This window comes from [Clostridium] citroniae WAL-17108, assembly GCF_000233455.1.
In the GTDB taxonomy this organism is placed as follows: Bacteria; Bacillota; Clostridia; order Lachnospirales; family Lachnospiraceae; genus Enterocloster; species Enterocloster citroniae.
In genome coordinates this window covers 18642-42174 of the sequence record NZ_JH376426.1, presented here as the reverse complement: position 1 = coordinate 42174, position 23533 = coordinate 18642, and the positions used below count along the sequence as shown (strand labels likewise).

General features: G+C 51.7%; 21 protein-coding genes. 19 read left to right on the top strand and 2 right to left on the bottom strand.

What is annotated here, in order from left to right:
• The first annotated feature begins 53 nt into the window (after window positions 1-53).
• The 15 genes from HMPREF9469_RS20575 to HMPREF9469_RS20500 all read left to right on the top strand — a co-directional run bounded on the left by HMPREF9469_RS20575 (window position 54) and on the right by HMPREF9469_RS20500 (window position 17236).
• Window positions 54-656: an ECF transporter S component gene (locus HMPREF9469_RS20575; protein WP_007866247.1), complete on the top strand. Its 603-nt coding sequence runs from the start codon at window positions 54-56 to the stop codon at window positions 654-656.
• 41 nt (window positions 657-697) lie between these two features.
• The gene (locus HMPREF9469_RS20570) at window positions 698-1474 is read left to right on the top strand and encodes an energy-coupling factor transporter transmembrane component T family protein (protein ID WP_007866244.1); all 777 of its coding nucleotides are present in this window, start codon (window positions 698-700) and stop codon (window positions 1472-1474) included.
• Window positions 1461-3158 carry an ABC transporter ATP-binding protein gene (locus HMPREF9469_RS20565; RefSeq protein WP_007866242.1) on the top strand — a complete coding sequence of 566 codons (1698 nt, stop codon included), beginning with the start codon at window positions 1461-1463 and terminating at the stop codon, window positions 3156-3158. Before HMPREF9469_RS20570 ends, HMPREF9469_RS20565 begins: the two co-directional genes overlap by 14 nt.
• A 1-nt stretch (window position 3159) precedes the next feature.
• Window positions 3160-3699, top strand: a complete 540-nt coding sequence (locus tag HMPREF9469_RS20560; RefSeq protein ID WP_007866239.1) for a transcription repressor NadR — start codon at window positions 3160-3162, stop codon at window positions 3697-3699.
• Between the two features lie 73 nt (window positions 3700-3772).
• Window positions 3773-4189 carry a type II toxin-antitoxin system PemK/MazF family toxin gene (locus HMPREF9469_RS20555; RefSeq protein WP_007866237.1) on the top strand — a complete coding sequence of 139 codons (417 nt, stop codon included), beginning with the start codon at window positions 3773-3775 and terminating at the stop codon, window positions 4187-4189.
• 340 nt (window positions 4190-4529) lie between these two features.
• A complete protein-coding gene (locus tag HMPREF9469_RS20550; protein WP_007866235.1) occupies window positions 4530-4931 on the top strand; it encodes a DUF134 domain-containing protein in 402 nt (133 codons plus the stop codon).
• Window positions 4903-5289 carry a NifB/NifX family molybdenum-iron cluster-binding protein gene (locus HMPREF9469_RS20545; protein WP_007866232.1) on the top strand — a complete coding sequence of 129 codons (387 nt, stop codon included), beginning with the start codon at window positions 4903-4905 and terminating at the stop codon, window positions 5287-5289. Before HMPREF9469_RS20550 ends, HMPREF9469_RS20545 begins: the two co-directional genes overlap by 29 nt.
• Before the next feature lie 219 nt (window positions 5290-5508).
• Window positions 5509-6243: a rubredoxin gene (locus HMPREF9469_RS20540; RefSeq protein WP_007866225.1), complete on the top strand. Its 735-nt coding sequence runs from the start codon at window positions 5509-5511 to the stop codon at window positions 6241-6243.
• Entirely contained in the window at window positions 6240-6743 is a 504-nt protein-coding gene (locus tag HMPREF9469_RS20535) for a 4Fe-4S binding protein (RefSeq protein WP_007866223.1), read from the top strand. The genes HMPREF9469_RS20540 and HMPREF9469_RS20535 overlap by 4 nt, the downstream gene beginning before the upstream one ends.
• A gap of 196 nt (window positions 6744-6939) precedes the next feature.
• Window positions 6940-8940: a sigma-54-dependent Fis family transcriptional regulator gene (locus HMPREF9469_RS20530; RefSeq protein WP_007866221.1), complete on the top strand. Its 2001-nt coding sequence runs from the start codon at window positions 6940-6942 to the stop codon at window positions 8938-8940.
• 440 nt (window positions 8941-9380) lie between these two features.
• Window positions 9381-10616, top strand: a complete 1236-nt coding sequence (locus HMPREF9469_RS20520; protein WP_007866217.1) for an MFS transporter — start codon at window positions 9381-9383, stop codon at window positions 10614-10616.
• Between the two features lie 129 nt (window positions 10617-10745).
• A complete protein-coding gene (locus tag HMPREF9469_RS20515) occupies window positions 10746-11564 on the top strand; it encodes an alpha/beta hydrolase (protein ID WP_007866215.1) in 819 nt (272 codons plus the stop codon).
• 27 nt (window positions 11565-11591) lie between these two features.
• Complete coding sequence (locus HMPREF9469_RS20510; protein ID WP_007866213.1) at window positions 11592-12893, top strand: SLC13 family permease; 1302 nt, start codon at window positions 11592-11594, stop codon at window positions 12891-12893.
• A 52-nt stretch (window positions 12894-12945) separates the two neighbouring features.
• Window positions 12946-13752 (top strand): alpha/beta hydrolase, encoded by an 807-nt coding sequence (locus HMPREF9469_RS20505; RefSeq protein WP_007866211.1) that lies wholly within the window; start codon window positions 12946-12948, stop codon window positions 13750-13752.
• A gap of 139 nt (window positions 13753-13891) precedes the next feature.
• Window positions 13892-17236 carry a CocE/NonD family hydrolase gene (locus HMPREF9469_RS20500; RefSeq protein ID WP_007866209.1) on the top strand — a complete coding sequence of 1115 codons (3345 nt, stop codon included), beginning with the start codon at window positions 13892-13894 and terminating at the stop codon, window positions 17234-17236.
• A gap of 37 nt (window positions 17237-17273) precedes the next feature.
• Here HMPREF9469_RS20500 and HMPREF9469_RS33375 read toward each other — a convergent pair whose 3' ends face one another.
• Window positions 17274-17396, bottom strand: a complete 123-nt coding sequence (locus tag HMPREF9469_RS33375) for a hypothetical protein (protein ID WP_270289348.1) — start codon at window positions 17394-17396, stop codon at window positions 17274-17276.
• 513 nt (window positions 17397-17909) lie between these two features.
• Here HMPREF9469_RS33375 and HMPREF9469_RS20490 point away from each other — a divergent pair.
• Window positions 17910-18809, top strand: coding sequence for an ROK family protein (locus tag HMPREF9469_RS20490; RefSeq protein ID WP_007866206.1), 900 nt, complete (start codon window positions 17910-17912; stop codon window positions 18807-18809).
• 115 nt (window positions 18810-18924) lie between these two features.
• Here the strand turns inward: HMPREF9469_RS20490 and HMPREF9469_RS20485 are convergent, their stop codons facing one another.
• The gene (locus HMPREF9469_RS20485) at window positions 18925-19572 is read right to left on the bottom strand and encodes a GntR family transcriptional regulator (protein ID WP_007866204.1); all 648 of its coding nucleotides are present in this window, start codon (window positions 19570-19572) and stop codon (window positions 18925-18927) included.
• 155 nt (window positions 19573-19727) lie between these two features.
• Here HMPREF9469_RS20485 and HMPREF9469_RS20480 point away from each other — a divergent pair, with 155 nt between their 5' ends.
• The 3 genes from HMPREF9469_RS20480 to HMPREF9469_RS20470 are packed head-to-tail and all read left to right on the top strand — an operon-like array spanning window position 19728 to window position 23390.
• Complete coding sequence (locus HMPREF9469_RS20480) at window positions 19728-21137, top strand: sodium:solute symporter family protein (RefSeq protein ID WP_007866202.1); 1410 nt, start codon at window positions 19728-19730, stop codon at window positions 21135-21137.
• Between the two features lie 50 nt (window positions 21138-21187).
• On the top strand, window positions 21188-23140 hold the full coding sequence (locus HMPREF9469_RS20475; RefSeq protein ID WP_007866187.1) for an FAD-dependent oxidoreductase: 1953 nt from the start codon (window positions 21188-21190) through the stop codon (window positions 23138-23140).
• Complete coding sequence (locus HMPREF9469_RS20470) at window positions 23127-23390, top strand: 4Fe-4S dicluster domain-containing protein (RefSeq protein ID WP_007866178.1); 264 nt, start codon at window positions 23127-23129, stop codon at window positions 23388-23390. The genes HMPREF9469_RS20475 and HMPREF9469_RS20470 overlap by 14 nt, the downstream gene beginning before the upstream one ends.
• Window positions 23391-23533 lie beyond the last annotated feature (143 nt).

The following is a 23533-nucleotide window of genomic DNA, read 5'->3' as shown; positions in this document are numbered from 1 at the left end:
CTTCTTTGGGTTAAAATCCTCTGGACAGCAAAAAAAGTCTGGGAGGATCGAGTATGAACCATTTGTTTAAAACTAAATTAAATGCAGCCTGTTTTGTCCTGATTCCTGCGTGCATCGGGATCAACTATCTTGGGAAGCTGTTTGCTTCCGTTTTAAAACTGCCCTTGTGGCTGGACTCCATCGGCACATGCATCGGAGCAGTGTTAGGAGGGCCGGTCATCGGAGCAGTGTGCGGAGCGGCCAATAACCTGATCTATGGATTTACCACAGGGGACACCATTACGTTAATCTATGCACTCACCAGCCTGGGCATTGGTGTGGCAGTGGGTATCATGGCACGGCTGGGCCAGATGGGAAGACTGAGGGGAGCTGTCCTGACCGCATGTGTGGCAGGCCTGACCGCGGTGGTGATCTCCACCCCGCTAAATATTGTTTTCTGGGGAGGGACAACGGGAAATGTCTGGGGAGATGCTGTGTTTGCATGGTCACAGGCAGCAAAGATGCCTGTATTCCTGGGTTCACTGCTGGACGAGGTGATTGTGGATGTGCCTGATAAGCTGATCACCCTTTTGGTAGTGTTTGCCATTATAAATGGCCTGCCTAAAAAGCTTACATCCCTGTATGACGTGGATAATAAGGTGGAGCGCCTGGATTAGAGCGTGTTCGGATATCATGCAGATAAGAGAAAGGGGTATTTATGAAAAGCATAAGCCTTTATGTGGAGCAGGATACATACCTTACAAGGCTCCATCCCTTTGCAAAACTGTTCTATATCCTGGCAGCAGTCACGGTGCCCCTGATCACAGGGAAAATGTGGGTGTTTGTCCTGTTCATTGCAATGAGCCTGTGCCTTCTGGTCAGTGGCAGGATTGCAGCCAGAGTTTTCCCCCTGGTCGCATTTTCCTTTACGATCATTGCCACTGTGTTTCTGATCCATGGGCTGTTTAACCAGGCCAACCGGAATGTGCTGTTTGTTCTGGGGCCGTTTAAGTTCTACCGGGAGGGACTGGTGTACGCGGCCAGGATCGGGTTTAATATACTGAACATGCTGTTGGCATTTGCGGCCTTTGTGCTGTCCACAAAGCCGGATCAGCTGGTGGATGACCTGGAACAGATCGGTTTTTCCCCCAAGTTTGGTTATATGATAAGTTCCGTGTTTCAGATCATACCCCAGATGATGGGCACTATGAATACCATCATGGATGCCCAGCGGAGCAGGGGGATGGAGACGGAAGGAAACCTGTTTGTGAGGGCAAAGGCGTTCATCCCGCTTATCGCGCCCGTGGTCAGCAGTTCCCTGATCAATACAAGGGAGAGGGCCATTGCGCTGGAGGTCAGAGGGTTTGATTCCAGAGAAAAGAAGACCTTTCTCACAGACGGAAAGATGGGCGGAAGGGACAAGGCATTGATCCTGATCATGTGTCTGATCATTGCAGGTTCTGTTATATGGAGGATGATCCATGTCGTTGATTGAGGTTAAGAATCTGAAATATAGATATCCCCACACGGAGAAACTGGCCCTGGACGGGCTGGATTTTGAGATTGAGAAAGGCCAGTTCATTGGAATCCTGGGGGAGAACAAAGCCGGTAAAAGCACCCTGTGCCAGGCATTGGTGGGTCTTGTGCCCACCATGTTCGGAGGGGCATACGGAGGACATATCCTCATCGATGGGATGGAGGCGGCCCGGACCCCTGTGTCAAAGCTTTGCAGGAAAGTGGGGCTGGTGTTCCAGAATCCTTTTAATCAGCTGTCGGGCGCCAGGGATACGGTGTTTGGGGAGGTGGCCTTCGGGCTGCAGAACATGGGGGTAGCCAGGGAAGAGATCCTGAATCGGGTGGAACGCAGCCTGGAACGTTTGGAGATCGGCGCTTACAGGGACAGGAACCCCTTTGACCTGTCCGGGGGGCAGATCCAAAGGGTGGCCATTGCAAGTATCCTGGCCATGGAGCCGGAGATCCTGGTGTTAGATGAACCCACCTCACAGCTGGATCCCCAGGGGAGCGAGGATGTGTTCCGGGTGGTGGACCGGCTGGCAGAATCCGGGATCACCATTGTGATGGTGGAACACAAGATGGAGAAGCTGGCTTCCTATTGCCACAGGCTCCTTCTTCTCCACAATGGAAAACAGGTGGCGTATGATACGCCGGGGCGCATATTTGCCAGGGATGACTTAAAGAAACTGGGGGTGGAGCCTCCGGTATATACCCGGGTCAGCAGGGCTTTCTCAGTGAGCTGCCCGGAACGCAATCCAGAAGTCGGTCAGGAATGTTATCCGGTGACATTGGAACAGACGCTGGCTTTGAGGGAATATTTTCCGACACAGCTGCAGGGGATAAAAAAAGCAGATCAGGAGCCTGAGGCCGGCCCGTCTGTATTTTCCATTGAGGATGTGGGATTTTCCTATGTAGAGGGCAGTCCGGTCCTGGAGGGACTAAACCTGGAGTTGGACGGAAGGCCCACGGCCATTGTGGGACAGAACGGCGCGGGAAAGACTACCCTGGTAAAGCTGCTGAAGGGGTTGTTAAAGCCGGACAAGGGCAGGATTTTGCTGCAGGGAGAGGACATAGGAAAAAGAACCGTGGCCCAGCTGGCCGGAAGGATAGGATATGTGTTCCAGAACCCGGATGACCAGATCTTTAAAAGCCGCGTGCTGGACGAGGTGATGGTAGGTCCGCTGAACCTTGGAATGGATAAGAAGAGGGCAGAGGAAATGGCAATAAAAGCCCTGGATACAGCGGGAATTTTAACTGTTCAGAATGAAAATCCCTATGACCTGGATCTATCGGACAGGAAAATGGTGGCCATTGCCTCGGTCCTGGCCATGGATCCGCAGGTCCTGATCCTGGATGAGCCCACCATAGCCCAGGACGCAGGGGGAAAGAACCGGATCGGAGCCATGGTCCACCAGCTGAGCCGGGAGGGGAAAACCGTACTGGCCATCCTTCACGATATGGATTTTGCAGCAGAGTATTTCGAGCAGATCCTGGTAATGGCCCATGGGCGCGTTCTGGCCCGGGGAACAGGGAGAACGGTGTTTTATGAGATGGATGCCCTTTTTGAGGCCCGTCTGGAGCAGCCCCATGTGACGGGACTGTGCAAACTCCTGGGCTACGAAGGGACATTCCTCACAGTGGAGGATATGATTGGAGGGAGATAAAATGCCTGCAGGCAGAATGATGACAGAGGGTGAAAAGCGCAGGATGAACATCCTGGAAATACTGGAGAACAGGTCATCTCCGGTGTCCGGTACGGAGCTGGCAGGCAGGCTGGGAGTCAGCCGCCAGGTGATCGTCCAGGATATTGCCCTTCTCAGGGCGGATAACAAAGAGATCATGTCAACCTATCGGGGATATATGTTCCATAATCCCGATATGGGTGCAGGGACCTGTGTGCGCGTGTTTCGTGTAAACCATGCTACGGAGGACACCCTGGATGAGCTGCAGACCATTGTGGATTATGGCGGAAAGGTGCTGGATGTATCCGTGGAGCATGAACTGTACGGACACATAACCGTGGACCTGATCATTAATAACCGCCTGGATGCAGCTGAGTTTGTGGCTAATATGAAAACCTCCCGTGACCAGCCCCTGAAAGCTCTCACAGGCGGCAGCCACTACCATACGGTGGCGGCGGGGGAGGAACGGTATCTTCAGATGATTGAGGATGAATTAGAAAAAAAAGGTTATATTCAGCACTGATATGTTTAATTGCCTCCAAAGTGGTGATACTCTCCAGTAGAAAACACCATTTATCCATCAGTGAGGTAATGTTATGAATAGAGAAAATAAGAATATAGCCAAAACCGTTATGAGAGGGGATTTATATTATGCGGACCTGTCGCCTGTTGTGGGTTCGGAGCAGGGAGGGATCCGGCCCGTGCTGGTGATCCAGAACGATGTGGGAAATAAATACAGCCCCACTGTGATTGTGGCCGCTATCACCAGCCGTTCCACTAAGGCAGCCATTCCCACCCATGTGTGTATCCGCAGGATGCGCGGAGGATTAAAACAGGATTCCACTGTATTGGCAGAGCAGATCCGTACCATTGACCGGAACCGTTTGAAGGAATACATAGGTCATCTGGATTCCAGCCAGATGGAGGGAATCGAACAGGCCATGGTCACCAGCCTGGGGCTGGGCCATCTCATAGGAGGAATGGGACAGGTATTCCTGCCGTCTTATACATGACCTTCCGCCGTATGGGGCAGGTAAAAATAGGACAGAGAAAATATGATAGGTAAAATATGATAAGTAAAATATGATAAGTAAAATATGATAGGCGAAATATGACAAAGGATCTTGATCTCAGGAAGGCGGCGCGGCTGTCTTCCTGTTTTATTGGCTGTCAGGACCAGGCGTGGGCTTGGCGGGGCTGCGGGATTAAATTCTGGTACGGGATAAGAAAATTCAGCAGTATCAAGGATATACTGAAAAAGATATTATGAAAAAAGATATTGACATATGTCAATAATGGGATTATAGTTAATGACATAAGTCAATAACAAAACAGCGGATAAGGAGAATACATATGGCGCGGCCGTTTAAAGCCAGAAGAGTCTGTTCCCAGCCAACCATAGATGTGTTTGGCCCATTGAATCAGGAGTCTGAAACCAGGGTGGAGCTTACATTGGAGGAGTATGAGACCATCCGTCTCATTGACCTTTTAGACTGTACCCAGGAGGAGTGCGCCACGCAGATGGGGGTGGCCAGGACTACGGTCCAGGCAGTATACAATTCTGCCAGGAAAAAGCTGGCGGACTGTCTGGTGAATGGAAGGCAGCTGCAGATCCGGGGCGGCAATTACCGTCTGTGTCCGGAGTCAGGGAACTGCTGCGGCAAGGACTGCGGGAAGCGCCGGTGTCAGAAGCGCCGCTGTAATAACAGACCAGGAGGAGAATTTGATGAAGATTGCAGTAACATACGAGAATGAACAGATATTCCAGCATTTCGGCCACTGTGAGGCATTTAAGGTTTACGAGGTGGAGAACAGCAAAGTCCTGTCATCCCAGGTGGTAGGCACGGGCGGAAGCGGCCATGAGGCCCTGGCTGTATTTTTAAAGAACCTGGGCGTGGAGACCCTGATCTGCGGCGGGATCGGCGGAGGCGCCAGGACCGCTCTGGCCCAGGCCGGGATCGAGCTGTATCCGGGTGCCTCCGGCAATGCTGATGAGGCGGTGGATGCCCTGCTAAAGGGGAATCTGGCATATGACCCTGATACCATGTGCAATCATCACCATGAGGGCGGGGAACACAGCTGCCATGGACATGGAGGAAGCTGCAGTCACTGATGACTGCCGAACGTACACGAAACTGCCTGCCGGCAGCCTGAAACAGGCTGTGCAGGCAGTTTTTTCATGGAAAGCCTTGCCTTATAGGAAAAATGATAATGATAATTATTATTGTTTATGTGACTTAGTCACAGTATTTTCTTTCTGTTCCTGGTATGATTAAATCATCATCAAACAACGGATCAGGCTGGCGGAAGGCCAGACAGAAGGAGGCAAGGTATGAAGAAATTCGTATGCGGTATTTGTGGTTTTATTTATGATGAAGCCGCAGGTATCCCGGCATCAGGCATTGCACCGGGAACCAGGTGGGAGGAATTGCCCGGGGGTTGGGTATGCCCCTGGTGCGGCGCTGCAAAGGAAATGTTCAGGGAGCAGGTTTTGCCGGAAGCAGGTGAGGCAGGGGAGAAGTCATCCGGGCCGGATAAGGCAGAACAGGCGGGAGAGAAGTCATCCGGGCCGGATAAGGCCGGACCGGCTGGGGAAGAGGAGGATCTGCGCGAACTGACGCCAGGTGAAATGTCCGCCCTCTGCTCCAATCTGGCCAGGGGCTGTGAAAAGCAGTATCTGAAGGAGGAGGCGCTCTTGTTTACGCGGCTGGCAGGCTATTTTAAGGACAAGACCTTGGCAGACGGGGGAGGGGATGTTAAGGCTTTGAAGGCAATGACGGAATATGACCTTGACACGGCATTTCCCAGCGCCGACCAGGCGGCTGGGGGTGAAACGGACCGTGGCGCCCTGAGGGCCCTTGTGTGGAGCAGGAAGGTGACCGCTATGATGGATTCCCTTCTGGCACGCTATGAGAGGGAGGGCAGCGGATTCCTGGAACATACCAATGTGTATGTCTGCGATATATGCGGATTTATCTATGTGGGAGATACCCCGCCGGATATCTGCCCTGTGTGCAAGGTTCCCAGCTGGAAAATGTCAAAGGTGGAGAGGAGGTCACAAGCATGAAAAAGTTAGCTGTGAGAAATATCCGTCTGTGTACAAAGGACTGTCTTTGTCTGTATGTCTGTCCCACAGGGGCAACCAATACGGAGAACAGCATCATTGACCCGGATAAATGTATTGGCTGCGGCGTATGCGCGGACAGTTGTCCATCAGGCGCCATTTCCATGGTACCCCTGGAGTATCCGCCCCAGCAGCCCAAGTCTGAAGCCGTGGTAAAAGCCATGAGGGCGCTGGCAAAGAGCAAGGCGGAGCAGGAGAGTACCGCACGCTCCCTGGCAGCACGGGGAGGAGATCCTGTGCTTGTGCAACTGGCGGAGGCAATGGAGAAATCCAACCGGCTGATGGCTGAGGACATTCTTCGGGAGGCCGGATACATGCTTCCCCAGAGCAGGAATGTCCGCCGGTTCCTTCAGTCCCTGTTGGACAACCCTCCGGGGGAGGATTTTCCGGGGGAGAGCGTTAGGCGGCTTCTGGACATGATTCACTGCAATGAGGTGCAATGAGGATTAGAGGGAACAGGGGATTATCAGATTGACGGAGCGATGAAATTATGGTAACATGAGTTCAGTTTCATAGGTATGGCTAAGAGGGCATGGGCAGGTAGGTTTACCTGCCTGTGCCCTGTTTTACATTCATGGCAGTATGGATCAAAAGGATGCATGCGTTTCAGGACGGAATACGAGGAAAACAGGAGGCGGTATGTTGAGATTCTGGTATATATCAATCGGGGATTCAAAAGCATGTGAGCAGGTATTACAAGCAGCAGGGGAATTGGGGGTGGAGATGGAGCTGAGGGTGATCGACCGGGAGGTGGAGGACAGGGTCAGACGGAAAACACTGCAGAATCTGGTCAGACAGGCTGAGGCTGAAAAGGTGGATGCCATTATCTGCAGAGGCAGGACGGAACTGACTTTAAGGGAGGATGGGGAACATGCAACAATTCCTGTGGTTTCGGTCCAGTTTTTGGGTTCCAGTACATTCTCTTTACTTGCGGATGTAAAGCGCAGGCATCCGGAAGAATTTGATCATCCGCTTACAAAGGCGGCTGTGTTCAGCTATAAACCCGTAATCCTGGACGAGGAGAGTATCCGCTTTTTCACCAACACGCAGCTAAAGAACGTGGTACTGGATCAGTTGGACGATCAGTATGTGGAGCGGATGTTGAAAAAGACAGCTGAGGAAGGCATCCATTTCTGCATGGCAGGTCTCCATGTGACCAGGATTGCGCAGAAACTGGGGATATCCTGTTACTTTAATCCGGACAATGACGGCTATGAGTCCATTTACCGGGCGATCCAGCAGGCTATTGCCCTGGTGGAGAATCTCTCAGCCCAAAAAGAAAGGAATAAGGAACTGGAGTCCATTATGGACTATTCGTTTGAGGCAGTGATCCAGGTGAATCCCGAGGGACGGGTGGTTTTCTGCAATTCCATTGCCGAGGAACTGCTGCAGGAACCAAAAGGAGCCCTCATGTCCCGCATGGTCTGGGAATTGATACCGGAATTGGATCAGCGTCAAATGAACAACGTTTTGAGGCAGGGACAATATATTTATGGAAATGTGGTAAAGGTCCATGAATGTATTGCGGTGATCAATATCATTCCGTATATGAAAAATGGTGAGATCAATGGCGCTATTGTTCATCTGAACCAGAAAGAGCGTGTGGAAAATCTGGAGGGGCAGATTAAAAAGGAGATCTATTCCAGGGGTCTGGTTGCGAAATATACGTTTTCCGACATCCTGGGCAGATCCGAGGTAATGGAGGAGTGCCGGTACAAGGCCAGGCAGTTTGCTAAGCATCATGCCAATGTGCTGATCTTTGGTGAGACGGGTACGGGTAAGGAACTGTTTGCCCAGAGCATCCACAATTACAGCATGAGAAAGGATCAGCCGTTTGTGGCCATCAACTGCGGTGCTCTTCCGGTGAATCTGCTGGAGAGTGAACTGTTCGGGTATGTGGGAGGCGCCTTCACAGGGGCGGCTAAACAGGGAAAAAAGGGGTTGTTGGAGCTGGCTGATAAGGGAACTATATTTCTGGATGAGATCTCTGAGATGGATCTTCAGGGGCAGGTACGCCTTCTCCGGGTCATAGAGGAACGGGTAATCACAAAGGTGGGAGATGACCGGGTCATTCCCGTGGATGTGCGGATTATTGCAGCATCCAACAAGAACCTGAGGAAACTGGTATCAGAGGGAAAATTCCGGGAGGATCTCTACTACCGCATCAATGTGCTGACATTGAATATCCCTCCGCTGAGGCAGAGGCAAGATGATATCCGCCTTTTGACTGCAAAGTTTTTAAGGGAATATGGAAGGACGGCTTCCAAAAGTCTGTATCTCACGGCGGAGGCAGAGGAACTGATGGTGCGCTATCCCTGGCAGGGAAATGTAAGACAGCTCAGGAATTTCTGTGAGAGGCTGGCCATTATCAGCAGCAGAAAGGAGATCAATCGGGAGTTGATCCGATCCCAGCTGGAAGAAGTGTACCAGGAGGAGCCGGAGCAGATAGGGGCCATGCTTGGAGCAGAAAAAGGAGATCTTTTGACAGATGGCGCAGAGGAGGAGATAAGAATACGCCGTGCTCTTAAGGAAAGCGGCGGAAACCGGAGCAAGGCTGCCAGGATCCTGGGTATGGGACGTTCCAGCTTGTGGAGAAAGATGAAAAAATATAAGATGGATGGGCCGGATGATGCACAGTAGGATATAGAAACGAGAGGTCGAAATGAACTGTAAAGACAAGATACAGGTAGGACTGCAAAGACCAGTGTGGCCGGTGCCGGGAAGGGAGATGTTCCATAACTCCTTTCCCGGCTTTTTTCTGCTTGGGAACGTGACACCCATAGGATCATATTACATAAATGGTACAGATATGTTTCAAATATATGTGCCAATACTGTTCCGAGTGAAACGTATGAGGGAGGATTTGACAATTTATTTTTATCCATTGATGTTCAGGCCGCAGGCCTGTTTTTTTAAAAAAGGCTTGTTTTAATGTTGATTTTAAAGCCGGCTGGGATCAAAACAGGAAAAAGACAAAAGTTGGCATAAAGGTTGCTTATATAAAAAGGCGAGAAGTATGTTTCCCAAAGCGCGCAGGGAGATGCTCATGCTATAGAAAATAACGAGAGGTGGAGAATCTTATGAGTACAAAAAAAGCTACAGGCAGCGTATCCATGATGGAGATCATAAAATCCCTGATGAATTATAATTTCCTGCTGCTGATCCTGATTCAGATTATCAACAGCTTTGCCAATAACATGGTAAAGACCCCGGTAAACAAGTTTGGCGAGGCATTGGGGGCAAGTGCCACTGTGTTGGGCATTATTATTTCTATTTATAATCTGTCCGTCACAGCATCCCGCCCTTTTTCCGGCCTGGGACTGGATAAAATGAGGAAAAAGACATGGCTGCTGATCTGCCTGGGACTTCGCTGTGTATCCTTTTTATGCTATTCACTGACGGGAAGCCTGCCCATGTTTATTGTTTCCAGGATCCTTCACGGCATCAGCTTTTCCCTGGTGGGGACCAGCTTCCCGGCAGTTGCCGGAATGGCCATTGACAAAAAGGCATTGGGAACAGCTTTTGCCGTGTATCTGACGGCCCCCAAGCTGATCAGCAGTTTCGGACCTGTGGCATCCATGTTTATCTATGAAAATTATGGGGCCAGAGCATCCTTTTTATGCGCAACCGCCCTGATCCTTGTTGCCATGGTGCTGGTGGCTATGTTAAGGCTGGAGGAAAACACTGCAAAACCGGCCGGGGCAAAAGCAGGGGAAACGAAGAAGTTTGGATGGGAGAGCCTGGGACAGCTGATCTGCTTTGCGGCCATTCCTGCCTCTGTTCTCCAGCTTTTTATCGGGCTTACCCACAACTGTATCCAGGATTACATTGTACTTTACGGCGAGTACCGCATGATTGCCAATATTGCCATGTTCCTGACACTGGAAGGGTTGATCGGGCTTTTCTGCCGCTTTATCGGAGGTGTTGCCAGTGACAAGATAGGACCTGATTTCCTTGTGATCTGCCTGGCAGCTTTGGGAATTTCTCCGTTGCTGATTTCCGGCGCCACATCCTGGGGTGTGCTGCTGATCCTGGCAGCCGTGTTCGACCAGATCGGACAGTCCTGTTCCTATCCGGCAACCCTTGCCATGGCGATCAAGTCTGCCAGTGATGCACAGAGGGGAATTGCCATCAGTACATTATATCTGTTTGTGGACCTGTCCGGCATTATCGGAGGAATGCTGTCCGGTACCTTACGGTCGGCTATTGGTTTTGACAACATGTTCCGCGTGTACGCTATTTTCCCGTTCATGGGAATCGCAGTGTACTTTATGGTGCGTAAGAAGCTGATTGCAAAACTCAATGCCGCTGAATAGGGCGTGTTTGATCATGAAATCCCGCCATCTGTACGCCGTGGGAAACTTAAATGGTGTACTCGTTCAAGCGTGGCCGCAAAGGCGGGTGCGAGACTCAGGGAGTACAAAATGTAAACAGGGAGGAAAACTATGTCTGTGATTACCTACCAATACCATTCCAGCGTGCTGAACTGCGCCACCAATATGGTGGTCACTCTGCCTGAACTGACAAAGAATGCATTAAAAGGCAGGCCGTTGGATGAAATTTATAAGAGGGAGCGCCGTTATCCCACCTTATACCTTTGTCACGGAGGAACCAGGGATTCCAGCGCCTGGCTGCGCTATACCCAGGCTGAGCTGCTATGCGATTCCAAATATATGATGACAGTGTCCGTAGACGGGATGGAAAGCTTTTTCTGTGATATGAGGCATGGAAGGAAATATTTTACATATCTCACAGAGGAAGTACCCAGAGTGGTCCAGACCCTGTTTCCTTCATCTCCCAAAAGGGAGGATAATTTTATAATGGGAATGTCCATGGGCGCTCATGGGGCTATGAAGGCAGCACTGCGGTGTCCGGAAAAATATGCCGCGGTTATGGCCATCTCAGGAGCCAAGGACCAAGTGAAGATGAGCCGCCTGGCAAAGGAGAGAAATATAGGGGCTTCCTTTGACGCCATTGATGATGCTTTCGGCCCTGCGGATCAGGTGGCCGGCAGTGAGAATGACCTGCTGCACCTGGCGGAAAGGCTGGCCAGATCAGGAAGGAAAGCGCCTATGCTGTACACTGCCTGCGGGACGGAGGACTACGGATTGGAGCTTTGCAGGGAATTTCATCAGTTTCTGGACCAATGCGGCCTGGAAAACCGGTTTATTACCATGCCGGGTCATCATGATTATTTTTTTGCAAATAAAATTCTGGCCTACACGCTGGAAAACTTGTTTCATATACGGGAAGATGTTCTTTAAAACAAGGGGAAGGTAGGGGACTTTTTTATGGCATTGACAGTATGTCTGGCCGGTATTGTGGTTTCAGTGGCCGTGGGGTGGAGATTAAAACTGAATACAGGTGTGATCGCAATGGTATTTGCTTTTGTGATCGGATACTTTTTTCTGGACATGTCGGTGGATGATGTGATTGGGTATTGGCCGGTAAATATAGTGTTTTACCTTATTTCCATTGCTCTGCTTTTTAACTATGCCACATTAAACGGGACCATGGAAGTGCTGGGCAGGAAAATGCTGGCTTTGCTGGGAGGCAGGACCCCCGTGATACCCTGGGCCATTGCGCTGGTGTGCGCGGTGGTGGGAGGATTGGGAGCAGGGGCTTCCACGCCGGCGATTATTGGGCCGTTTGCATTTTCCATGGCCTTATCTTCGGGAATTGATCCGGTGCTGACAGCGGTGTGCATTGCTTTTGGCAATCTTATTGGCTCAAATAATCCCTACAATGGGTACGGAGGCGTGATCAGTAAAAACTTGATGATGGAAAATGGGGCCAGGGCAGGGGATGCCTGCCTTATGGGGAATTATATCTGGATTAATTGTACCATTATGAGTATTTTTGTTATCCTTCTTTTTTATCTGTATTTTAAGGGATACCGCCGTGGAACGGGCTGTCCCGCAAGCGCACCGGCATTTACACCGGTGCAGCAAAGGACCGTGGCGGTGGTGGGGATATCCTTTGCGTTTATGGTGGTGCCGGAAATAATGCAGGCATATTTCCACGGCATGTTCTGGAAGACAATGGCCGGGATCTGCAGGCCACAGGCAGTAATGGCGGCAGCGGCACTGGCCTGTTCTGTGATGAGGCTGGCTCCGGAAAAAGAGGTGATTCGGCAGATACCCATCCACACCATTGTGATGATAGCAGGTGTTTATATGCTGATCAAGGTATCTGTAAATGCAGGCCTGGTGGATGGTATCTCTCTTCTTTTGTCGGAAAACATACCGGGAGTGATGGTTCCGGGGGTGCTGGTGATGCTGGCAGCTTTCCTAAGCTTTTTTTCCAGCTCCACCTCCACGGTCATGCCCCTTATGTACCCATTGGTGCCGCATCTGGCAGAGGGTCTGGGATTAAACCCCATCATGCTTTACACCTGTATTTTCTTTGGCGGACTTGCAACCGCGGTCTCACCCTTTTCCACGGGAGGCGCACTTACCATTGCAGGGTGCCCGGACCCTGTGGTAAAGGAGGAATTGGCTAACCGGATGATTTTTTGTGCACTGGTGATCCCGGTGCTCACATTTGCCGCCGCACAGATGGGTTTATTTTCACTGTTTGGCGTTTTATTATAATCTGTGTACCAGGAAATTCCGAGAGTACACATCTGATTTCAGGAGGTTAGAGATGGCTTATATAGAGAGTTTGAAATTGTATTCAAAGGTGCTGGGAAGGGAAGTAGGGATTTCCGTGTTTCTTCCATCCTTTTCTAAAAAGCAGTCTTTACATATGGCAGATGAAGAAAAATTTGATAAAAACCGCCGCTATAAGACCCTGGTGCTGCTTCACGGGTATGGCAGGGATGAGACGGCCTGGATGCGCTTTACCAAGGCCGAGATGTATGCGGAGGATTGCGGTATAGCGGTGGTGTGCCCGGACGGAGGCGTGGGACATTACTCGGACTGGGAAGTGGGGGAGAAGAATCTGACTTACATGGAAAAGGAGATGATGCCTGCCCTTCGGACCATGTTTCCACTGTCACAGAGCAGGGAGGACAATTTTGTGGGAGGCGCATCCATGGGCGGTTACGGCGCCATGAAATGGGCTTTTACCTACCCGGGGACATTCTCCCATGTGATCAGTTTTTCCGGTGGAGTGGACATGGAGCCCAGGCTGGAACACTATAAAAAGAAACTGGACATCAGACCGGTGGAGGCGGTCTTCGGTGATCTGAGCCAGGTGATGGGAAGCCCTAATGACATTTTCTGGCTTATGAGACAGGCGGCTGAAAAGGGAGTGCCCATGCCACGGGTCTATGCTTGCGTGGGTGATCAGGATGCCCCTGTTTATGGGGCCTGTAAGAAACTGGAAAAACTTGCCAGGGCCCTGGGAATCGATATCACCACATCCTACGGCATCGGAAAACACGATTTTATCTACTGGGACCAGGAACTGAAACAGGCTATGTACACCTGGCTGCCGTTGAATGGGTGACAGCGGCCTGCTGTTGGGCGGTTGGCACCGCAGATAAGCGGATAGGGCGGCAGATGAGCGGATGGCGCCGGCAGATGGGGAAAATCCAGGGGGAGAAATGGATCCAATTCAGAAAATAGAGAGGCAGGAGACAGTCAGAATGATAAAAAATTCATTACCAGGAAAATATGAAGGTTTTGGCGAGCCGCAATACAGCGGATGGGCAAAGGAATCCTTGTACGTGGAGGGTTTTGATAAAACCAGGCTTGCCGTAGATGTAGTGCGTCCCGCGGATGAACAGGGAGGGGCTGTAACAGGAAGATTCCCGGCCATTGTTCTGCTTTCCAGGGGCGGAAGGTTTGGAGAGCCTAATGAGGTGAACGGGGTCAATATAATAAGGGACTGTGTTCCTTATGGTTATGTGGGAGTCATAGCTGAGATGAGGGGATGCGGCGCTTCCTTTGGAGTGAATGACAGTTTTTCCAGCATTGAGAATCGAAAGGATGTAAATACACTGCTGGACTGGATCGGAGGGCAGGAGTGGAGCGATGGGCAGGCCGTTACTTATGGCGGTTCCAACCGGGGGCTGATCCAGTACGCGGCGGCTGTGACCAGGCCAGCCCCAAGCAGTGTTTTAAAAGGAATCACGCCGGTGGTTTCCAATCCTGATTTCTATTATCAGGATTATCCCAATGGCGTTTCCGCCATTCCCAAAAGGAAACTGTCGGGCAGTACGGACGGGGGAGGAAAAAAGACAAAGGAGGAGTTACTTGAAAAAGTGGCTCCTGTGGATGGGGACAAGGATGGAAGTCAGGCCTATGAAGCGTATGAGAAGGATCAGTTTGGAAACAATCGCTCCTTTATGGGACACTTGATTCTGGAGAACATGTGCCGGGATGACAACAATCCCAATTTTAACGGGGAAAAGACAAATATCACCATACCACCGGTAACAGATATAGATGTGTTCAGGGAAAACCGGGTGGGAATCCACCAGTTTGCCGGTTTTTTGGAATCAGGCCCCTTTGGACAGCTGATGGCTGCAAAGGAGTGGGGCGGGAGTATTGTTGTGGGACCCTGGGACCACAGGCAGAGCCGTTCAGGGGTATCGGGCTTTCCCGAAGGGAACTTTGATTTCTGCGCCGAGCACAGAAAATGGTTTGATTACCTTCTCAAGGGCATACCCAATGGGTTTGGGGAAAGGCCGCCGTTTATTTACTATACCCTGGGCGCACAGGAAAAGAAGCGGTGGAGATGCAGCGATACCTGGCCTGTTGAGAATGCCCGGCCGGCCACCCTTTATCTGTGTACGGAAACATCAGGCACCTGTTGTTCTGTAAATGACGGGTCCCTTTCCCTGGACCGGCCGGCAACCGAATCGTCTGTCAGCTACAAGGTGGATACTTCTATTCAGGTCTTTGACAATGGGGACGGCGCTTCCTTTGACCGGATGCATATGACCTGGGACGGGAATATGGCGCCGGGGGTGGATGAGAAGGGGCTGACCTTTACAAGCGCGCCCCTGTTTGAACGGTATGACAATGAGATCGTGGGCTGTACATCTGTTGATCTGTGGGTGGCATGTACTCACAGGGATGCGGACTTTATCGCTTATCTGGAGGAGGTGCTCCCCGATGGGCAGTCCAGGTACATTTCCATGGGATGCCTGAGGGCTTCCCATCGGACCAGCGCTCCCCGAAGGGCATGGGATGAGTCCGGCGCTGTTTACCACCCCTGTATGCAGGCGGACAGGGATCGATGCCTGGAGGAGGGGATGAATGAGCCGGTACATCTCCAGTTTGCCATTGAGCCTATTGCCTATAGGTTCCAGAAAGGAAGCAGGGTACGTATCACCATAACCTGTGCGGATACCAAGTCATTTCAGCATCCCATGTATGATGAGAAGGACCTGCCGGTTATCAGTCTGTATCAAGGCGGGGAGCATCCCTCCTTTGTGAGAATCCCTTTTATTGAGAGGGAAGAAAATGTCTATAACGGAACGATCTCAAAAGGAGAATACAATGGGCCGGGAACCCTGTATTTTTTCCGGGATCATATGTATGTGTACTATAATGGTACATGGGAGAAATATGAGTCAGGGGCTCGGGAAGCCCTCTGGGAGATCAGGGAAGGGAAGGCATATTTTGGCGCAGGGTTTGCATTTGAAATGGAAGGACTGCCTCAGAGGAACGGGATTCTTCAAGATTATCAGGGCGGGGAAAAGGCAGTTATCCCATTTCCGGCCAAACGCCATCTGGTAGTGGACCGGGTTTCGGTGGCGCCTGACTCTGAGAAGCTGTATATGCCGGATGTAAAAACCTTATGTCTGGAGGAATTTACCTGGAACACCATAAAGGAAGGGCAGAAGGGCGCGCCCTGCATCCTGTATCTTCACGGCTACAGCAGAACTCCCTCAGAACTGGGAGTTCAGCAGGTGGAGTATCTGAAACGGGGCTACACGGTAATCGGGATCGATATGAGAAATTATCCATCCAATCCCTTCCCTGATTATCTCCATGACATTAAGGGATGCACCCGTTACGTGAGGGCCCACGCCGCCTGGCTGGGGATTGCCGGAGAACGGCTGGGAGCCAGCGGACAGTCTCTGGGCGGCAACGCGGCCCTTCTTCTGGCAGTGACAGGCAGTTGTCCTGAATTGGAAGGAACTGTTGGAGGAAATGCAGGAATTTCCAGCCGGATACAGGCAGCCGTGGCAGGATATGGATGGACCGATCTGCTGTCCATGGGGCCGGATCTTCTGGAGGAATACATGGATGCCTCAGACGCTGTGAAAAAGCAAAAATATGAAAATACGGACGGACCCACGGGGCCTGCCGCGGCAGTGATCGGTTTCCAGGGAAAAGGAAAAGGGTTAAAGGCGCTTCGCAGCTACCGGGAAGAACGGGAGTCCGGGGAAGGAAGGGCAGAGGACGGGCACATGGAACAGCTGTTAAAGCTGGAATACCAGGCCAGCCCCATTAACCACATAGGTCCGGACACGCCGCCCATGGCATTGTATTCCGGTGTGGGGATGATGCGGGTGGATATTGCCAACCGGCAGACCTACAGGACGTTTGAACGTATGGGTTCGTACGGCGTGGACTGCTATATGTTCTGTAACACAAACGGGGCCTATGGCGTGAAGCCGGAAATCGTGGAGGGAGTGATGACATTTCTGGACAGGTATTTAAAAAATGAGCCGCCGGTACGTAAGACAGTGGCTGTGCCCCAGTCCCTGGAGATCGTGGAGGACGGCGTGGACAGAAGACTCAGCTATCCGCTGGTGGTTAAGAGAGATGGATGTATGTATGCAGCCTGTAAATACCTGGAAGAACGGTTCGGAGCTGCGGTGCGGACAGCGGCTGTGATCGATGGCACCCAATACGCGGCAGCTAAGGAGCTAAAGGGAACCGGCGCCGGGTTCCGGTATTATGAGGATAAAAATATGGCAGTGCTGGTTCCGGAAGATGAGATACCCGAGGAACTGCCCCAAAAAAGAGGATAGGCAAGGATAGGACAGCTCTTTTCCTGGGGTGACACCGTCAGGCAGAGGGGCTGTCCTCTGCCTGTTTTCGTTCCTTCATCATTAACCTATTTTGATACATGGCCTCGTCCGCACGTTTAAATACATCACTGACCGTCAGATCCACATGTTCTTTGTACACGGCAATTCCTCTTGACATTTGCCTGGTCATCTGTGAGAAAGGCGTATCCGGTGTCATAGACCCTGGTGGCATCCACCATGTCCTTGACCGCATCAAAGTCTATATCCATTCCAACCGCGCCGATGGTGGTGTTTCCAACATAAAGAGGAACCACAAAGGATATCATTTCGCCAGAATTATAGCGGGAAACGTCAGTTGGGGCGTGTGTGCCCTTGTCCACTGAGGGTAATGTATCTGATGGTATTCATGGAACCGTCCTTTTGGCAGTGGATAGGGCGGGGATGACAGCGGGGGAACGTAAGACCGCCCTGTTTAAGGATACATTGTAACCGGGTTTATGAGAAATTGCAATAACCGGATTGGAGACTGCCGGCAGCCCGGAATGGGGGCATTATGGGATTGACGCAGGGGGGACAATTGTGGTAATATGGACACAATTTAGCGGATGTGGTTTGCAGGGCATGGTCAGGTGAGGTTCGCCTGTTAGTGTCCTGTTTTCATAGGAGGGATTTGATGGAGTACTGGATGGGGATCGATCTGGGCGGGACCAAGATACGTGCGGGGGCTGTGGACCGGAACGGGACAGTGGCTGCACTGAGAGAATCATATACAAAGGATGCGGCGGATGCGGACAGGCTCAGGGAACAGATCATAGCCATGGGAAGCAGGATCATGGAGGAGTATCCCATACAGGGAGCCGGAATGTGTTTCCCGGGAGTGATCATGGCGGATAAAACCCTGCAGCATGCCACCAATCTGCCGGGGGGAATGCTGGCCCCGGAGTTCATCACCTCCATTGAGCATGTGTGGAATATCCCTGTATTTGTGGAAAACGATGCAAATGCAGCGGCATTTGGTGAATATATCCACGGCTGCAAAGGGAATGTGGAATCCATGTATTACGTGACCATTTCCACGGGAATCGGAGGCGGATATATCTGGAAGGGCAATATTATCCAGGGATATCAGGGCTTTGCCGGAGAGGTGGGGAGTATCCTGGTGGAGGAAGGGGATCGATCCTTCAGGGGACTGGCTCCCGGGGCTGCGGAAGGATGTGCCAGCGGCAGCGCGGTATTGGAACAGGGAAAAAAGGGCATTAGCCCCAGGATCAATGATGCGGGGGAGGTGTTCCGGCTGGCTGCGTTGGGTGATGACCGGGCCAGGGAGATCGTGGACCGGATGACCACCGGTCTGGCGAGAATGTTTGCCGCTATTTCCATGGTGATCAATCCCCAGGTGTTTGTTCTGGGCGGCGGATGCATGAAATCATCGGACCTGTTCCTGGATGAGGTCGTCCATAAATATAAAGCCCTGGTTCCTGAGGCGGTTCAGGATATCCTGTTTAAGCCCGCCTGCCTGGAGGAACCGGGGATCGTAGGGTGTGCGGAGATCGCAAGGGCCCGGCTGTCCTGACAGGCCAAGGCCAAAGCCGGTACGGAGCAGGCCGGGGCAAAGCGGGTCAGTACCGGCCGGGGAAGATCAGGTCAACACCGGCCGGAGAAAAGCAGGTCAGTACTGCCGGTACAGATCAGGCCGGGCTATGCAGCATTTCCCGGGCAAATTCCAGGGAATGGCTGAGGTGTTCCTTCATCATGGCCACGGCCCCCTGGTGATCCCCTGCCTCGTATAAACGGAAGATCATATGGTGTTCGTTTAAGATCAGGTCCTGCTTTGGGGCCTGTTTTTCATACTGATAGGCCAGGATGGACATCTGGCTGCGCATCCGCTGGGCGGAATGGACCAGGCGGCTGTTCTGACAATAATCATAGAAGATCAGGTGGAAACGGTCTGAGAGATCCTGCCATTTGGGGGAGGACAGGCCGCAGGCATCCATCAGGGACAGGTTCTCCCGCAGTTCTCCCAGAATGGGTTCCTGGTCGGGATAGAGGGAGGCGTAGCTTACAGCCAGGCTGTCCAGGTCCCCCATGAACTGGTAGATTTCCTTTACATCCCGTTCATCCAGGCTGACCACGGAAACACCAATATTGGAATAGTAGGAGGCAAGCTGTTCTTCCGTCAGCCGGGTCAGTGCTTCCCTGATAGGAGTGGAGCTGACCTGAAAACGCTCCTGGAGGATTTTAAGGGTCAGTTTGGAGCCGCAGGGGATGGCTTGGGTAAGAATATCATTTCTCAATATTTCATAAATCTGTTCGGATAAAGTCTTTTTTAAATCCATGGTTTACTGCCTTTCACATAGAAAAATGTTTGATCATGATCCAGTTTATCATATTATTTTGCATTTTGCAAAATGCATATTGCCAAATCTTGCCTTTAGTGATAGAATACACATGGGCTTTAATGGTTTAAAGTGAAAAAGAAAGGAAATGGAGTATGGAAAAGGAAAAAATTGTAGTAATTGTCTGTGTCATCTACTTTGCTGCAATGGTTCTCATAGGAGTCATTGCAGCAAGAAGGAATAAGGCAACGTCTGATTATCTGGTGGCGGGAAGAAAGCTGAATGTGACCATGACTGCCATAACATTGGCAGCAGTACAGATCGGAGTGGGGATCGTGCTCAGCAGCGCCACCAACGGCTATGACCTGGGGGTATGGCCCGGTATGTATTATGCATTTGGATGCGGCGGGGGCCTGATCATCGCAGGACTGGTCACCACAAAAAAACTCAGGGAACAGGAAGGTTATGTTCCCTTGGATTACTTTGCCCAGCGATATGGGGAGAGCAAGGCCATACGTCTGTGGGCCTGGATCAGTAATGTGCCCAGCCTTCTGGGAATCTTCATTGCCCAGCTTCTGGCTTCAGGCGGTATTCTGGCCGGTTTCGGGATCCCCTTTAAAACAGGGGTTGTGGTTACAGCAGTGGTTATTTTGATTTACTGCACGGTGGGAGGCATGTGGGGCGTTGTGCTGACTGATGTGGCCCAGACCGCCATTATCGCAGTGGGCGTACCCATCCTGGCAGTGGCGATCCTGATCCGGTATGTGGGAGCCGGGGGAAGTGTTGGCGAGATCTTTGCAACTCCCTTTATCCCTGCCGGAATGGGTTCAAGGTTCGTGTATCTGGTCCTTCCCTTTTTGCTGTCCATCTCTGTTTCCTATGATGCCTATTCACGGATCCAGTCATCCAAGGATGCAAAGACCGCAAGGATCGGCTGTATCATAGGCGGTATCCTGGTCATCATCATAGGCGGATTCTGCTCCACCATCGGCGTGGCTGCAAGAAGCCTGTTCCCCGGCGTTACGGACGGTATTTTTACCATAGCGGCAACCGGAGTCCTGCCGCCGGTGCTGGCAGGGATCGTGATCGCAGCCATCCTGGCAGCGGCCATGTCCAGCGCCAACTGTGTGATCCTGTCCATGGGAGCTTCCTTTGCAAGGGACTTTTATAACAAATTCCTCCATCCCGAGGTGGATAATCTGGATGACCTTCCAAAGTCCAAGCTGATCTCCCAGGCAACTGTATTTGTGGGCAGCCTGGCAGGCATCTTTTTTGCCTTTCATATGACGGACATCCTGGATGCCATGATCATATTTAATTACCCCTATATGGGAAGCCTTCTGATCCCCCTGTTGGGCGGATTGGTGTGGAAGGGAGCCACAAGAAAGGGTGCGTTTGCAGCTGCCATTGCCGGCGGTATTGTGGGAGTGGTGTCCTTCTTATTTGGTATACCCGGCCCCCTTTACGGGAAAATGAATACGGATCTTTCACTGATGATCGCGTATCTGATTTCCGCAGCCTTCCTGATCCTATTCAGTATGGCTGACCGGAAAGCAAAAAATTAGTTTGTGTACAGTTGACCAGGACCGGTTTCTGGGCACGGAAAAGAGGTAATATGTCGGATTTTAAATGGCCTTATCCCAATGAGATGGACCAGGAGGAGCAGGTGTCTGCGGACGTCCTTGTCCTGGGCGGCGGAATCGCGGGCTGTTATGCAGCCATAGCAGCTGCCAGAAAAGGAAAAAAGGTGGTTTTGGTGGAAAAAGGGGCAACGGTCAGGAGCGGAGCTGCGGGAAGCGGCTTTGACCACTGGGAGTCCGCCTGTACCAATCCCTGTTCCAAGGTGACGGCAGAGGAGATTGCCAATGCCTACATTGATGAGCAGGACGGGTACAGCAACGGGATCGCCCACTACATAGAGTGCCAGGAGGGCTGGCACAGACTTAAGGACATGGAGTCCTTTGGAGGTAAGATCAGGGATACACAGGGGGAGTTTGCGGGGGCGGATTTCCGGGATGAAAAAACAGGCCTGATGTTTGCCTACGATTATGAGAATAAGTTCACGGTGCGGGTGTGGGGAAGCACCTTCAAGCCTGCACTCTATAAGGAACTGAAGCGCCTGGGAGTGGTGATCTATGACAGGACTGAGGCCACGGCATTGCTGACAGCAAAGGAAAACGGAACCAGGCGCTGTATCGGCGCCATGGGCATGAATGTGCATACGGCAAAATTCCTGGTATTCAGCGCCAGGACCACTATTCTTGCCATGTCCCGTCCGGCCAGGATCTGGCTCTTTGATTCCGATCAGGTGGGACTGAGCGAATTCCGTCCAACCCAGAGTATTGGCAGCGGCCATGCCATGGGATACAGGGCGGGAGTGGAGTTCACCATGATGGAGAAATCCGTGCAGGGGGAATTTTCAGCCGCGGGCAGGAGTTTCCCTCCCTACAGCACGGGAAATAACCATAACACCTGGTATGCGGCCACCATGGTGGATGCCAGAGGAGTGGAGATCCCTTATGTGGACAGGGACGGAAAGGAACTGAAAACAGTAAAAGAGCGGTACTATCCTGCCAAGGGGCAGAAATTCTTCCTGAAAGGCGGGGTGATCGACAATCCCAAATATGAATACCGCGGACCCGAGACACTGGAGTTTGAGGAGCTGATGAAACGGGGATACCAGCTGCCTTTTTATGCGGATCTAAGCCGGATGCCGGATGAGGAGCGCCGGGTGATCTGGGGCATGATGGTGGGGGAGGAAGGAAAGACAAAAATCCCTGTTCTGGAGAATTTCACAGAGCGCGGATTTGACCCTGCAAAACACCGTCTCCAGTCCTATGGAACCGGATGGCAGTCCGCCGCCTTCCTGGCCCAGGAGCGCCAGCTGTTTGGAGCGCCGGGAGGGATTTTCCATGATTGGGATCTGCAGACCAATATCCAGGGGCTTTATGCGGCAGGTGACCAGCTTTACGCTTCGGACTGCTGTGGTTTTGCAGCGGCTACCGGTTATTACGCGGGAAGGAAAGCGGCAGCTGCCAGCAGCGCCCTGGAGCTTACGGCGCCGGACCGGGCGGATGTGAACCGGGAAAAGGAACGGCTTTACGCCCCTCTTTTTGTGGAGGACGGGATGGACTGGAGGGAGCTTAACAAGGCGATCTCCAAGGCCATGCAGAATTACTGCGGCGGCGTAAAGAACGATATGCTGCTGATGCAGGGGCTGGAGCTTTTGGAAAGTTATGAAAAGGAATATGTGCCCGCCCTTTCCTGTGCCAATCCCCATGAACTGATGCGCGCCCACGAGGTGATGGATATCCTGGAAGTGTGCAAGCTGATCTTAAATGCCTGTCTGCTGAGAAAATCCAGCTCAGCGCCTCTGTGCTTTGAACGCAGTGATTATCCCCAGATGGATCCACAGGAGGACCAGTGCTTTATCACCATCTGCCAGGAGGACGGAAAGATCTGCAGCAGAAGAGTACCAAAGCGGTATTACGGGGACGTAAAGTCCCAGTATGAGGCCTGCAACCAGGACTATATAAAGGAGGAGGCATGGGCATATGAAGAAGACTGAGTTTCGGGCAGAGCCCGTGTCATGCAGTGTTAAGCCCCTTTCCTTTTGCCAGGAGCTCTGCATTGGCTGCAACCAGTGTGCGTCCGTCTGTCAGGTGGATATTATGATCCCTTCACCGGAAAAGGGAAAGCATCCCATTGTGATGTATCCGGGGGAATGCTACTACTGTGGTTCCTGTGTGATGGCGTGCCCTGTAAAGGGGGCCATTCGGTTGAGACATCCGCTGATGAATCAGACTAAGTTTGTTTGATGGGTGATGAAGTTTATGAAGAGCTGTTCCTGGCCTTGATGCGGCGGGAACAGCCTTTTTTGTTGTGTCCATAAAAAAGCCAGGCAGAATATGTAATATCAGGGACAGTATACTTAATTGACACTCACCAGGGACTGTACTAT